Below are 13422 nucleotides of genomic sequence, written 5' to 3' on the forward strand. Positions count from 1 at the left end.
CCCTGTCCGCATGCCCTTCCGCCGCTGCCGGCACCGCGCCCGGGTCGGCGATGCCGCAGCGAACCACCCGCTATTTCCCGAGGTGACCGCCTCCGACCTGCGGCGGGGCGGTCGGCTGGGGTCGACGCGGCAGAAACGCGCCCTGGCCGCCGGGATGCTGGTCCTCGCCGGGGCTCTTCCATCGTGCGGCGGCCCGGCCGACCCGTCTGAACGAACCGCCGAAGCCGAGGCGAGCGCCCGGGAAATGGCGGACCGGATCGTCACCGACCTGAGGGCACCGACCGTCGTGCGCACCCGTACGGCCGACGACATCGGCCGGACCCTGGCAGCCCGCTCCGAGGCCAGCCTCGTCGCGGTCTCCGGCGTGGACACCGCCCACCCCGACGGGGTGACCGCCGTACTGCTCGTCACCGGTTCGGGCACCGACGGCGCGTGGCTGGAACCGGAGTGGATCACGGAGGACTTCTGCTTCGCGTTGCGCTTCACCGCAACGTCCGTGGCGTCCCCACGTCTCGTCCCCTGCCCCTCGCCCACCGTCAGGCCGACCTTCCCACCGGCCCCCGAGCCGAAGGTGCCGTCGCTGGACGAGCTGCGCGCGGCCCTCGCCACGAGCACCCCTGACGAGCCCGCCGTCCGGGCGGCGCTCGCCCGGCTCCCGCTCGACCCCACGGTCCGGGTCGACGTGGCCGCCCGGGACGCGGTGGTGGGTGTGGCGTTGCGCCATCCAGCCGGCGGAACCGGTGGGTACGGGTGCCTCTTCGGGCGGGTCCGCGCCGGAGCGGTGGAGATGTGGCGGCCGAGCGAGGTTCAGCTGGTGCCCGGCGAGTTGGCCTGCCGGGCGACGGAGAGCCTCGCCGGATACGGCAGACAACCGCCTGGCTGACGGGCCGCGCCGTAGCCGCCCCCGCGATCAGGAAGCGGAAAACGCGGAAGCGGAATCGCGCCGGCTTCCCTAGGCTCGCTCGAATGAGCCCACCGGTGCGTTACCGATCCGAGGAGGAGGACAGCGGCCGCTGGCTCGCTTTCCCGTTCCGGCCCGGCGACATCGTCATCAGCACCCGGTCGAAGAGCGGCACCACCTGGATGCAGATGATCTGCGCGCTGCTGGTCTTCCAGACCGCCGAGTTACCCGCCCCGCTCGTGCGGCTCTCCCCCTGGCTCGACTGGCTGGTCGCCCCCCAGCAGGAGGTGTTCGACCAACTCGCCGCCCAACGGCACCGACGCTTCGTCAAGACGCACACTCCGCTCGACGGACTGCCGATCGTGCCCCACGTGTCGTACGTCGTGGTGGCCCGGCACCCGCTGGACATGGCGGTGTCCCTCTACCACCAGGGCGCGAACATCGACCGGGAGCGACTGCGCCAGCTCATCGGGGAACCGCCGCCCGCCGACGCGCGGCCGGCCCCGGCACCGCCTCCGCTGCACGACTGGCTGGTGCGCTGGACGGAGAGCAACCGGGACCCCCGGGAAGCGATGGACTCGCTGCCCGGCGTGCTCTGGCACCTGACCGACGCCTGGCGACGCCGGCAGGAACCGAACGTGCTGCTGGTGCACTACGACGACCTGCTGACCGACCTGGATGGACAGATGCGGCGCGTCGCCGCCTGGCTGGGCATGAAGGTACCGACCGAGCGGTGGGCGACTCTGGTGGAGGCGGCCACGTTCGGGGCGATGCGCGAACGGGCCCAGGTCCTGGTGCCCGACGCCGCCGGAGTGTTGAAGGACCGGCAGGCGTTCTTCCGGCAGGGCCGCTCCGGCGCGGGAGCACCGCTGCTCAGCGCCGAGGAACTCCGCCGCTACCACCGACGGGCGGCCGAGCTGGCCCCGCCGGATCTCCTGACCTGGCTGCACCGGGGACGGTAGCCCGACCTGCTGTACGTCGAACCGAAGCCCCGGATGGTGGTCGCTTCCGGGAGCCACCGCGGTGGGCGTCTCTGAGACAGACGGCGTGGCCGGTGAGCGGACAATCGTTACCGCACGCGGTTGTGGGATCTCAGACGTTAGACACGCCGGACGGATCACACCTCAGGTAGTCAATAAGGCCTCATCGGGATATCGGTGGGTGTCGGCCGAGCGGGTAGGGGAGGACAGGACATGGAACAAGGCACCCGCGCCGAGTTGCTCGGCCGCCTGGTTGAGGCAGTCGGGTCCGTCGCAGTCGCACACCCGACGCGGGTCGCCGTCGACGGACCGCCTGCCGCCGGCAAGACCACCCTCGCGGACGAGTTGGCCGTCGTCCTACGCGAACAGGGCCGCCACGTCGTCCGCGCGACGATCGACGATTTCCTCGTTCCCAGGGCGCGGCGATATCCACGCGGCGAATACTCGGCCGAAGGCTGCTACTTCGACGCCCACGACCACGACGCGTTGAACCGGGTTCTGCTCGACCCGCTCGGCCCCGGCGGAGATCGGCGCTTCCAGCACGCGGTCTACGACCGCGCCACGGATACCGCGTTGTCCCCGCCGGTCACGACTGCCCCCGCCGACGCCGTGCTGGTCTTCGACGGCGTCTTCCTGATGCGTCCGGAACTGATTGATCGGTGGGACATTCGTGTCTTCGTGTCGACCGCGCTCAAGGAAACCGTGGATCGTGCCGTGACCCGAGAGCGCCGGGTGTCGTCGCGGGCCGACGTCGAACGGCGCTGGCGCGAGCGATACATACCCGCCCAGCAGTTCTACTTCGCTCTGGTGCGCCCCACCGATCACGTCGACATCGTCGTGCACAACGACGAGCCCCAGCAGCCGTCCTGGGAGACCAGGCACAATGGTCGCACTCAATCCACCCAGGACAGGACGTTGACCGGCGGCTGATCTGCCGTCCTTCAAACGCCGCACCGTGCCTGACGGATCACACGCAGCAAACGGCCGACTCGTCGGTCCGCTCACTCGATAGACACGGAATTGGCGGACACAGTCGACCCGGGCAGGACGACGTCACTTGGCGTTGAAGTAGTTCGCCTCCGGGTGGTGCACCACGATCGCGTCGGTGGCCTGCTCCGGCTCCAACTGGAACTCCTCCGACAACCGCACCCCGATCCGGTCCGCCCCGAGCAGGTCCACGATCTTCGCCCGGTCCTCCAGGTCGGGGCAGGCCGGGTAGCCGAACGCGTACCGGCAGCCCCGGTAGTCGGTGCGCAGCAGACCGGCCAGGTCCGCCGGGTCGTCGTCGGCGACGGTACGCCCCGACGGCAACGTCAGCTCGGACCGGACCCGCCGGTGCCAATACTCGGCGAGGGCCTCGGTGAGCTGCACGGAGAGCCCGTGCACCTCCAGGTAGTCGCGGTACTCGTTACGGGCGAACATCTTCGCCGTGTACTCGCTGATCGGCTGACCCACGGTGACCAACTGCAACGCCACCACGTCCAACTGCTCGCCCCGGGGCCGGAAGAAGTCGGCCAGACAGAGCCGCCGCTCCTGCCGCTGCCGGGGGAAGGAGAACCGGGCCCGCTCGCTGTGCCCGTTCTCGTCCAGCACCACCAGGTCGTTGCCCTCGGAGTACGCCGGGAAGTAGCCGTACACCACCGCCGCCTCGAGGACCTTGTCGGCGGTCAGCCGGTCCAGCCAGTACCGCAGCCGGGGCCGGCCCTCGGTCTCCACCAGCTCCTCGTACGACGGCCCGTCGCCGCCCCGCGAACCGCGCAACCCCCACTGGCCGAGGAACGTCGCCCGCTCGTCCAGCAGCGCCGCGTACTCGGCCAACGGCAGACCCTTGACCACCCGGGTGCCGAAGAACGGCGGGGTGGGCACGTCCACGTCGGTCGCCACGTCGGAACGGACCGAGGCGTCGTCCAGCTCCGGCAGCGACTCGTTGACGATCGCCCGCTGCCGCTCCCGCCGCGCCCGCCGGGCCGCCAGCGCCGCCTCCCGCTCCGGGTCGACCACCGGCGCGCCGCCACGCTTGGCCGCCATCACCCGGTCCATCAGGCTGAGCCCCTCGAACGCATCCCGGGCGTAGTGCACCTCGCCGGGGAACATCGCCCGCAGGTCGTCCTCGACGTACGCGCGGGTCAGCGCCGCACCGCCCAGCAGCACCGGCCACCGCTCGGCGACGCCACGGGTGGCCATCTCACCGAGGTTCTCCTTCATGATGACCGTGCTCTTGACCAGCAGCCCGGACATCCCGATCGCGTCCGCCCGGTGCTGCTCGGCGGCCTCCAGGATCGCGTTGATCGGCTGCTTGATGCCGATGTTCACGACCTCGTAGCCGTTGTTCGACAGGATGATGTCGACCAGGTTCTTGCCGATGTCGTGCACGTCGCCCTTGACCGTGGCCAGCACGATCCGGCCCTTGCCGCCGTCGTCGGCCTTCTCCATGTGCGGTTCGAGGTACGCCACCGCGGTCTTCATCACCTCGGCGGACTGGAGCACGAACGGCAGCTGCATCTGGCCGGAGCCGAACAGCTCGCCGACCACCTTCATGCCGTCCAGCAGGATGTCGTTGATGATCAGAAGAGGCGCGGTGCCGGCGGCCATCGCCGCCTCCAGGTCGGCCTCCAGGCCGTTGCGCTCACCGTCGATGATCCGCCGCTTGAGCCGCTCGTTCAGCGGCAGCGCGGCCAACTCCTCCGCCCGCGACGCCCGCGCCGAGGCCGCGTCCACCCCCTCGAAGAGGTCGATGAACCGCTGGAGCGGGTCGTAGCCCTCCCGACGGCGGTCGTAGACCATGTCGAGGGCGACCTCGCGGTGCTCGTCCGGGATCTTCGCCATCGGCAGGATCTTGCTCGCGTGCACGATCGCGCTGGTCAGCCCGGCCTGCACGCACTCGTGCAGGAAGACCGAGTTGAGCACCTGCCGGGCCGCCGCGTTCAGCCCGAACGAGACGTTCGAGATGCCCAGCGTGAAGTTGATCCCCGGGTACCGGCGGGCGATCTCCCGGATCGCCTCGATCGTCTCGATCGCGTCCCGGCGGGTCTCCTCCTGACCGGTGGAGATCGGGAAGGTCAGCGTGTCGACCATGATGTCCGGCAGCCGCATGCCCCAGCGGCCGGTCAGGTCGTCAACGATCCGGGAGGCGATGCGGACCTTGTCCGCCGCCGTCCGGGCCTGCCCCTCCTCGTCGATGCACATCACCACCACCGCGGCGCCGTGCTCCTTGATCACCGGCATCACCCGGCCGAAGCGGGACTCCGGCCCGTCGCCGTCCTCGTAGTTCACCGAGTTGACCACGCACCGACCGCCGAGCATCTCCAGGCCGGCCTCGATGACCTGCGGCTCGGTCGAGTCCAGCATGATCGGCAGCGTGGAGGCGGTGGCGAAACGCCCGGCCAGCTCCCGCATGTCCTGGGTGCCGTCCCGGCCGACGTAGTCCACGCAGAGGTCGAGCAGGTGCGAGCCGTCCCGGGCCTGCCCCCTGGCGACCTCCACACAGGACTGCCAGTCCCCGGCGAGCATCGCCTCCCGGAACGCCTTGGAACCGTTGGCGTTGGTCCGCTCCCCCACCATCAGCACCGACGCGTCCTGCGCGAACGGCACGTGGTGGTAGATCGAGGAGACGCCCGGCTCCCGCACCGGCTCCCGCGACGCCGGCCGGACACCGTGCAGACGCTCGGACACCACCCGGATGTGCTCCGGCGTGGTGCCGCAGCAGCCACCGATCAGCGAGACGCCGTACTCGGTGACGAACCGCTCCAGCGCGTCGGCCAACTCCTCCGGAGTCAGCGGGTAGACGGCCCCGTCGGCGGTCAACTGCGGCAGGCCCGCGTTCGGCATCACCGACAGCGGCACCCGGGCGTGCTGGGCGAGGTAACGCAGGTGCTCGCTCATCTCCGCCGGGCCGGTGGCGCAGTTCAGCCCGATCAGGTCGATGCCCAGCGGCTCCAGGGCGGTCAACGCCGCGCCGATCTCACTGCCCAGCAGCATCGTGCCGGTGGTCTCGACGGTGACGTGGCAGATCAGCGGCACGGTCGTACCGCTCTCGGCCATCGCCCGGCGGGACCCGACCACGGCCGCCTTGACCTGCAACAGGTCCTGGGAGGTCTCCACGAGCAGCGCGTCCGCGCCGCCGGCGATCAGGCCGGCGGCGTTCTGCTGGTACGCGTCGCGCAGGGTCGCGTACGCGGCGTGGCCGAGCGTCGGCAGCTTCGTGCCGGGCCCGATCGAGCCGATCACGAACCGGGGACGCTCCGGGGTACTCCACGCGTCGGCCGCCTCCCGAGCGATCCGCGCGCCGGCCTCGGAGAGCTCCCGGATCCGGTGCTGGATGTCGTACTCGCCGAGGTTCGCGAGGTTTGCGCCGAAGGTGTTGGTCTCGACGCAGTCGCTCCCGGCGGCGAGGTATGCCTCGTGGACCGACCGCACGACGTCGGGCCGGGTGACGTTGAGGATCTCGTTGCAGCCCTCGTAGCCCTCGAAGTCGTCGAGGGTCAGGTCGGCCGCCTGGAGCATCGTCCCCATCGCGCCGTCGGCGACGAGGATCCGGTCTGACAGCTCATTCAGCAACGAGGTCCGCACCCGTTCAGGTTAGTGCGGAAACTCGCGTCGTGGTGGAGTGGTACTCGTCGCTCCCACATTGTGCCGACCGTCGCCCGGGTTGCCCCGTTCCGCACCGGACACCGGCCGGTTCCGGCGCGGTCGCGCGGCCGGTGCCGGCCACCGACCGGCGCGGCCGACGGGCCGCATGCGACGCCGGGACGTAGGCTGGCGACGTGAGGGACAACAGGGACGCCGCCGCGCGGAGCCGCCACACCACCACGCGTGGTGCCGGCGCCGGCCGGGACGAGCAGGGTGAGGTGACGGCGTGACCGAGTTCGACGGGCTGCCGGTGCTGCGCTCTCCGGTGGCCATCGCCGCCTTCGAGGGCTGGAACGACGCCGCGGACGCCTCCACGGCCGCCGTGGAGCACCTGGAGCAGGTCTGGCAGGCCCGCCAGGTCACCGAACTGGACCCGGAGGACTTCTACGACTTCCAGGTCAGCCGGCCGACGATCACGATGGCCGACGGCGCGACCCGACGGGTCGAGTGGCCCACCACACGGTTCATGGTGGCCAGCCCGGAGGGAACCGACCGGGACGTGGTGCTGATCCGGGGCATCGAGCCGAGCATGCGCTGGCGCACCTTCTGCGAGCAGGTGCTGGAGCTGTGCCACAGCCTGGAGGTCGAGCGGGTGGTGCTACTCGGCGCGCTCCTGGCCGACGTGCCGTACACCCGGCCCCTGCCGATCAGCGGCAGCGCCTCGGACGCCGAGGCCGCCCAGCGCTACCAGCTCACCCCCACCCGGTACGACGGCCCGACCGGCATCGTCGGGGTGCTGCACGACGCGTGCACCCGGGCCGAGGTCGACGCGGTCTCGTTCTGGGTGCACGTGCCGCACTACGCCAACAACCCGCCCTGCCCGAAGGCCACCCTCGCCCTGCTGCACCGGGTCGAGGAGGTGCTCGACCTGCCGGTGCCGATGGCCGACCTGGCCGAGGAGGCCGCCGAGTGGGAGCAGCGGGTGCGCAGCGCCGCCGAGCAGGACGCCGAACTCGGGGAGTACGTCCGGGAGTTGGAGGAGCGGGTCGGCGACGCCGGCATCACCCCGCTGACCGGGGACGAGATCGCCCAGGAGTTCGAGAAGTACCTGCGTCGACGGGGTGGTTCCGCCGGTCCGACCGCCGGCTCCTGGTAGGCCACCAGCCCACCCGACCACTCGTCACGGGCCCGGGACGTCACGCCGACGTCCCGGGCCCGTTGTCGTCCACGCCTGTCCGTCCCGTGTCGGTACCACCCGCGCGGCGGATGACGGCCCGCCGGCGAGGGGCGGCCTGATGGAAGAGGCGTTGGGGAAGGGCGTGCCGGGGTGGCGGAGGGCACACCCCGTAGGGCATCCTAGGAACCTAGCTGTTCGAGGCCGGGAAAGGCCGGGAGGAGCCGCGCCGTGCAGATCAACCCGGGAGCCGCCGAGTTCCCGCACCGCCAGATCGCCGACCAGCTCAAGGCACGGGTCCGGCGCGGGGACTGGGCGCCCGGCGAACGACTACCGTCCATCCCGGCCATCGCCGAGATGTTCGGGGTGGCGAAGCAGACCGTCCAGCGCGCCGTCGACCAGCTGCGCGTCGAGGGGGTCCTGATCACCAAACCCGGCTCGGGCACGTACGTCCGGGGCACCCGGCGGCGGCTCAACCGGCTCTCCCGGGGCCGCTACGGCGGCTTCCGGGGATACCACGCCGACCTGGCCGCCCGGTACCGGCAGCACCTGGTCGCGGTGGGCCGCGCCCCCGCCCCACCCGAGGTGGCCGACGCCTTCGGCGTGCCGGACGGCACCGAGCTGCTCGTCCGGCGGCACCTGGTCCGCACCGAGGACTCCCCGGTCGAGGTGGGGGCGTCCTGGTTCCTGCCGGCCGACACCGCCGGCACCTCGCTGGAGCGGGCCGAGGCGTTCGGCCGCCCGCTCTACCAGGAGGCGGAGGAGGCCACCGGCCGGCGGTACGTGACCGCCGCCGACACGATCAGCGCGCGCCAGCCCAGCCGGGAGGAGGCGGAGACCCTCCAGATCCGGCCGGACACGCCGGTGCTGCACCTGCTGCACGTGGCGTACGACGCGGCGCGCAAGCCGATCGAGGTGGCCCAGGCGACCTGGCCGGGGCCGATGACCACGCTCACCGAGGAGTACAAGGTGCCCGGTCCGACGCCGGAGCCCGACCCCGACCCGGGCCTCGTGCTCGGCTGACCCGCCGGCACGCTGGCACGCTGGCCCACCGCGCCGACCCGACGGCGCGGGCCGCCGCCCGCGACCGGCGGTGGCGACACGTACGCCCCCGGCCGGTCGCGGCGACGACCGGCGGGCAGGGCGAGCCGGTCGCGCGGCGGGAGCCGTCAGAGGCGGATGCCGAGCAGGGCGTCCACCGTCGCGGTGACCAGTGCCGGTGCGTCCGGGTCGTCCGCCGTGCCGGCCAACGTCTCCTCGGCCCACCCGTCCACCAGCGCCAACGCGCCCGGAGTGTCGAGGTCGTCGGCGAGGTGTCGGCGTACCCCGGCCAGCAGCGCCGCGCCGGACGGCCCGGCGGGGGCGGCGGCGGCCCGACGCCAGCGGGCCAGGCGCTCCCCGGCGGCGGCGAGCAGGTCGTCGGTCCAGGACCGGTCGCTGCGGTAGTGCCCGGCCATCAGGGCGAGCCGCACCGCCATCGGGTCGACCCGGTCGGCCCGCAGCCGGGACACGAAGACCAGGTTCCCCCGGGACTTGGACATCTTCTCGCCGTCCAGGCCGATCATGCCGGCGTGCACGTAGTGGGTGGCGAACGGGGCCTGCCCGGTGAGCCGCTCGGCGTGCGCCGCCGAACACTCGTGGTGCGGGAAGATCAGGTCGTTGCCGCCGCCCTGGACGTCGATCCGGTCACCGAGCAGGTTCAACGCGATCACCGTGCACTCGATGTGCCAGCCGGGGCGTCCCGGGCCCAGGTCACCGCCGGGCCAGGACGGCTCCCCCGGCCGTTCGCCGCGCCAGAGCAGCGGGTCGAGGGGGTCCCGCTTACCGGGCCGCTGCGGGTCGCCGCCGCGCTCCGGGAAGATCTCCAGCATCTCCTCCCGGGAGAGGTTGGACTCGTAGCCGAAGCGGCCGGTGGCGGCGACGTCGAAGTAGACGTCCCCGGTGCCGTCGTCGAGGCGGTACGCCGCGCCGTCCTTGAGCAGCAGCAGCACCCGGTCGGCGATGTCCGGGATCGACTCGACCGCGCCGACGTAGTGCGCCGGCGGGATGATCCGCAGCGCCTCCATGTCCTCGCGGAACAGGGCCGTCTCCCGCATCGCCAGGACCTTCCAGTCCTCGCCGTCGCGCTCGGCCCGTTCCAGCAGCGGATCGTCGATGTCGGTGACGTTCTGCACGTACGCGACCTCGCGGCCGGAGTCCCGCCACATCCGCTGGACGAGGTCGAACGTGATCATGGTCGCGGCGTGCCCGAGGTGGGTGGCGTCGTACGGCGTGATGCCGCAGACGTACATGGTCGCCGTGTCCTCCGGATCACTCCGGTGTGCACCACGACGCGCCGAGTCGAACAACGTCAGCGGCTCGCCCCTGCCCGGCAGCCGCGGCACCTCGTGCCCCACCCATGACTCCATGCCGTCAGCCTAACGAGCGTTACGACAGCGGCGAGGACCCGTGCTGGTGATCAACCCGACAGCCTCCGGGGGGATCGGGGCACCGGGGTGCCGACGGCCTGCCGGCTCCGGGGTGACGCCGCAGGTCAGATGGGCGGCCAGGGCACCGCCGGCCAGTCCGGCGACGGCAGGGGGAACCGGCCGGTGTCCCGCAACACCCCGATCCGGTCCGCCAGACGGCGGATCTCGGTCAACGTCAGGTGCGCGGCGAGTTCCTCGCCGAGCGGGCCGTCGACCTGACCGGCGAGCGCGTCGAGCATCCGCACCGCGTCCCCCGGGAGCTGCCGGCCGGACCAGCCCCAGAGCACCGTACGCAGCTTCTCCTCCACGTGGAAGGTCACCCCGTGGTCCACGCCGTGGATCCGGTCGTCCGGGCCGACCAGCACGTGCCCGCCCTTGCGGTCGGCGTTGTTGAGCACCACGTCCAGCACCGCCAGCCGGGCCAGGCGCGGATCGTCGGCGTGCGCCAGGGCGTACGGGGTGCCGTCGTCGTCCCGGGCGGCGGCGATCGGGAACCAGCGGGGCGGCACCGCGTCCGCCGGCACGAACCCGACCAGCGGTTCGGCGTCGTCCGGCTCGTCGATCCAGAGCTGGCACGAGCCGGGGCCGAACGGGCCGTCCCGCAGCACCGTCGGCGGGACCAGGTCCCAGCCGGTGGCGCGGGAGACCAGGTACGCGGCGACCTCCCGGTCGGCGAGCGTGCCGTCGGGGAAGTCCCAGAGCGGACGCTCGCCGCGGACCGGCTTGTAGACGCAGCGGACGGTCACCCCGTCCAGGGTGAGAGTGCCGCGCAGGGTCGTGTTGGAGGCGTCCACGAGCCGCCCCTCCAGGGCGAACTCACCCTCGCGGAGCAGCCGCAGTGCGGCGTTCTCCTCCGCGGAGGGCCGAGTGTCGGACAACGTCACCGGTGGTAGCCGTTGTGCCGGGGGCAGAGGTGACCGGCAGGGTCGAGGGGCTGGCCACAGAGCGGGCAGGGCTGCCGGCCGGCGTTGACCACCCGGCGGGCCCGCTCGATGAACCGCCGGGTCTCCTGCGGGGTCAGCCGCACCCGGAGCCGGTCCAGGTCCTCGTCCGGCTCGACCACGTCGTCGTCATCGTCCTCGTCGTCGTCCTCACCGAGCGCGACCTCGACCTCCGTCTCGCCCGCGGCGATCGCTTCGATCACCACGGTCGACGTGTCGACGTCGAACGCCAGGCCCAGGGTGCCGACCCGGAACTCCTCGTCCACCGGAGTGTCCAGAGGGTCGTTGTCGGCGGTGCCGGTGGCCGGCAGCTCGGGCAACTCGACGCCGAAGCGCCGCTGCGCCTCGGTGAGGAGTTCCTCCAGCTTCTCGGCCAGCAGGGAGACCTGGACCTTCTCCAGAGCGACGCTGACCAACCGGCCGCCGCCGCGCGCCTGGAGGAAGAACGTCCGCTCCCCCGGCGGGCCCACGGTCCCAGCGACGAACCGCTCCGGCGGTTCGAAGGCGTGCACCTGGTGGGTCATACCCACGACCCTATCCGGCCGTCGGAACGGACGCGCACCCCACCGACGCAGAATCGTCGTCCGGGCCGCCAGGAGCGGGTCGTACGGTCGGGCACGCCGGTCGTCGCCCGAGCGGGGACGGTCACCGGCCCGCTCCCGCGCCGCCGCCCACCGGGGCGTCCGAGTCCGCCGTCCGGGTCGTCCGCCGTCGCCGTCGCCGCGCCGGGGGAACCAGTCCGGCCAGGTCGCCGCCGGTGTCGTTGAGCCGCAGCAGGAACGGCCGGATCGGGGTGTACCGGATCGCCGTCACCGACGCCGGGTCGGCGACGATCCGCTGGAACAGATCCAGGTGTACGCCGAGCGCGTCCGCCACGATGGCCTTGATCACATCGCCGTGGCTGCACGCCAGCCAGACCGCCTCCGGACCGTGCTCGGCGGTGATGCGGGCGTCCCAGGAGCGCACCGCCGCGACCGCGCGGGCCGCCATCGCGGCCATCGCCTCTCCCTGCGGGAACACCGCCGCGCTCGGGTGCTGCTGCACCACCGGCCAGAGGGGGTCCTTCGCCAACTTCTTGAGCGGCTGCCCCTCCCACTCGCCGTAGCCGCACTCGATAAGCCCGTCCTCGACCACCGGGGTGGACCCGGGCAGGGCCAGTTCCAGGGTCTGCCGGCAACGGACCAGAGGGCTGGTCACCACGGCGGCCAACGGCAGGACACGCAGCCGCTCGCCCACCGCACGGGCCTGGTTTCGACCCGTCTCGTCCAGTTCGACCGGTTGCCGACCGGCCAGCCCGCCGTCGGCGTTCGCCGTGGTCCGGCCGTGTCGCAGAAGCAGAAGGGTCGCCACGCGACCACCCTATGGCCTGACCCGGCGTTCCTCGCTCCCCGCCCGACCACGCCCGACCACCGGCGCGTCGCCGGCCGGTCTGCGCCGCATGGGGTCGGTGTCCGGTTCGCGGGTACGTCGGGCCCGGCTGGGCCGGGGGTCGGCCGGAATGCCGGGCGGCCGGTGGTCGTTACACCCTCTGGACGACCGAGGTGGCAGCCCGCCGATCCTTCTCCGGCCGATGGCCGGGTGGAATGCCGGGCGACCGGCGGTCGTTACATCTGGACCCGGCGCGGTGAGCCCCGCTCCCCGCCGAGGACCTCCGAAACTTTCCTTACCCCCTCCTGGGCACCCGACGGTGCTCGCACACGCCCACCCCCGGGTGTGTGTCGATCCCCCGATTGGAGTTCCCCATGAACACGATGCTGCGTAAGACTGTTCTCGGTGTGGCTGGTCTGGCGTTCGCCGGTGGTGTGATCGGTGGTCCGGTCGGCACCGCGCTGGACACGTCGGCCCACGCCGCCCCGGCCACGCCCGTGGCCGCGGTGCAGGCGGAGAAGCCGGACACCGGCAGGCTGATGCCGAACGGTGTACCGGGCGACCAGTCGCGGATCCCGCTGGACGCCGAGCAGACCGCGAACGTGAAGGCGATCATCACGGCGACGAAGAAGGCCGGCATGGACGAGCGGGCCGCCGTGGTCGCGATCGCCACGAGTCTGCAGGAGTCGAAGCTGGAGAACCTGGGTCACCTGGGTGACCGCAACGACCACGACTCGCAGGGCCTGTTCCAGCAGCGCCCGTCGTCCGGGTGGGGCACGGTCGAGCAGATCACCGACCCCGAGTACTCCACCACCGCGTTCCTCAAGGGCCTCAAGCAGGTCGACGGCTGGAAGGACATGCCGCTGACCCAGGCCGCCCAGACGGTGCAGGTGTCGGCGTACCCCGACCACTACGCCCAGTGGGAGAAGCAGGCCGCCGACCTGGTCGCCGAGCACTGGAACAGCTGACCCTGATCACACGTCGTGGGCCGGCACCCCGAACCCGGGGTGCCGGCCCACAC

At 72.2% G+C, this 13422-nt stretch carries 11 protein-coding genes; 6 read left to right on the plus strand and 5 right to left on the minus strand.

Translation table 11 applies throughout. The features are described 5' to 3' along the window. Positions 1 to 82 precede the first annotated feature (82 nt). The 3 genes from GA0070618_RS30320 to GA0070618_RS30330 all read left to right on the plus strand — a co-directional run bounded on the left by GA0070618_RS30320 (position 83) and on the right by GA0070618_RS30330 (position 2811). Positions 83 to 883, plus strand: a complete 801-nt coding sequence (locus tag GA0070618_RS30320) for a hypothetical protein (RefSeq protein ID WP_088984687.1) — start codon at positions 83 to 85, stop codon at positions 881 to 883. Between the two features lie 83 nt (positions 884 to 966). Next, the gene (locus GA0070618_RS30325) at positions 967 to 1863 is read left to right on the plus strand and encodes a sulfotransferase domain-containing protein (protein WP_088984688.1); all 897 of its coding nucleotides are present in this window, start codon (positions 967 to 969) and stop codon (positions 1861 to 1863) included. Between the two features lie 231 nt (positions 1864 to 2094). Next, entirely contained in the window at positions 2095 to 2811 is a 717-nt protein-coding gene (locus GA0070618_RS30330; protein ID WP_088984689.1) for a nucleoside/nucleotide kinase family protein, read from the plus strand. 123 nt (positions 2812 to 2934) lie between these two features. On the opposite strand, the gene metH is transcribed toward GA0070618_RS30330, so the two are convergent. Next, positions 2935 to 6438, minus strand: coding sequence for a methionine synthase (gene metH, locus GA0070618_RS30335; protein WP_088985954.1), 3504 nt, complete (start codon positions 6436 to 6438; stop codon positions 2935 to 2937). 298 nt (positions 6439 to 6736) lie between these two features. Between metH and GA0070618_RS30340 the strand changes: the two genes are divergently transcribed. Further along, positions 6737 to 7606, plus strand: a complete 870-nt coding sequence (locus GA0070618_RS30340) for a PAC2 family protein (protein WP_088984690.1) — start codon at positions 6737 to 6739, stop codon at positions 7604 to 7606. A 249-nt stretch (positions 7607 to 7855) separates the two neighbouring features. Continuing rightward, entirely contained in the window at positions 7856 to 8647 is a 792-nt protein-coding gene (locus tag GA0070618_RS30345; RefSeq protein ID WP_088984691.1) for a GntR family transcriptional regulator, read from the plus strand. Between the two features lie 146 nt (positions 8648 to 8793). Here GA0070618_RS30345 and mshC read toward each other — a convergent pair whose 3' ends face one another. The 4 genes from mshC to GA0070618_RS30365 all read right to left on the minus strand — a co-directional run bounded on the left by mshC (position 8794) and on the right by GA0070618_RS30365 (position 12383). Beyond that, positions 8794 to 10032, minus strand: a complete 1239-nt coding sequence (gene mshC, locus GA0070618_RS30350; protein WP_088984692.1) for a cysteine--1-D-myo-inosityl 2-amino-2-deoxy-alpha-D-glucopyranoside ligase — start codon at positions 10030 to 10032, stop codon at positions 8794 to 8796. 125 nt (positions 10033 to 10157) lie between these two features. Continuing rightward, entirely contained in the window at positions 10158 to 10976 is an 819-nt protein-coding gene (locus tag GA0070618_RS30355) for an SCO1664 family protein (protein WP_088984693.1), read from the minus strand. Beyond that, positions 10973 to 11557 carry a DUF3090 domain-containing protein gene (locus tag GA0070618_RS30360; RefSeq protein ID WP_088984694.1) on the minus strand — a complete coding sequence of 195 codons (585 nt, stop codon included), beginning with the start codon at positions 11555 to 11557 and terminating at the stop codon, positions 10973 to 10975. The genes GA0070618_RS30355 and GA0070618_RS30360 overlap by 4 nt, the downstream gene beginning before the upstream one ends. A 121-nt stretch (positions 11558 to 11678) precedes the next feature. Next, the gene (locus GA0070618_RS30365; RefSeq protein WP_088984695.1) at positions 11679 to 12383 is read right to left on the minus strand and encodes an MSMEG_4193 family putative phosphomutase; all 705 of its coding nucleotides are present in this window, start codon (positions 12381 to 12383) and stop codon (positions 11679 to 11681) included. 392 nt (positions 12384 to 12775) lie between these two features. Between GA0070618_RS30365 and GA0070618_RS30370 the strand changes: the two genes are divergently transcribed. Then, on the plus strand, positions 12776 to 13369 hold the full coding sequence (locus GA0070618_RS30370; RefSeq protein ID WP_088984696.1) for a hypothetical protein: 594 nt from the start codon (positions 12776 to 12778) through the stop codon (positions 13367 to 13369). Positions 13370 to 13422: the final 53 nt, after the last annotated feature.

Origin of the sequence: Micromonospora echinospora (assembly GCF_900091495.1) — a bacterium.
Taxonomy (GTDB): Bacteria; Actinomycetota; Actinomycetes; order Mycobacteriales; family Micromonosporaceae; genus Micromonospora; species Micromonospora echinospora.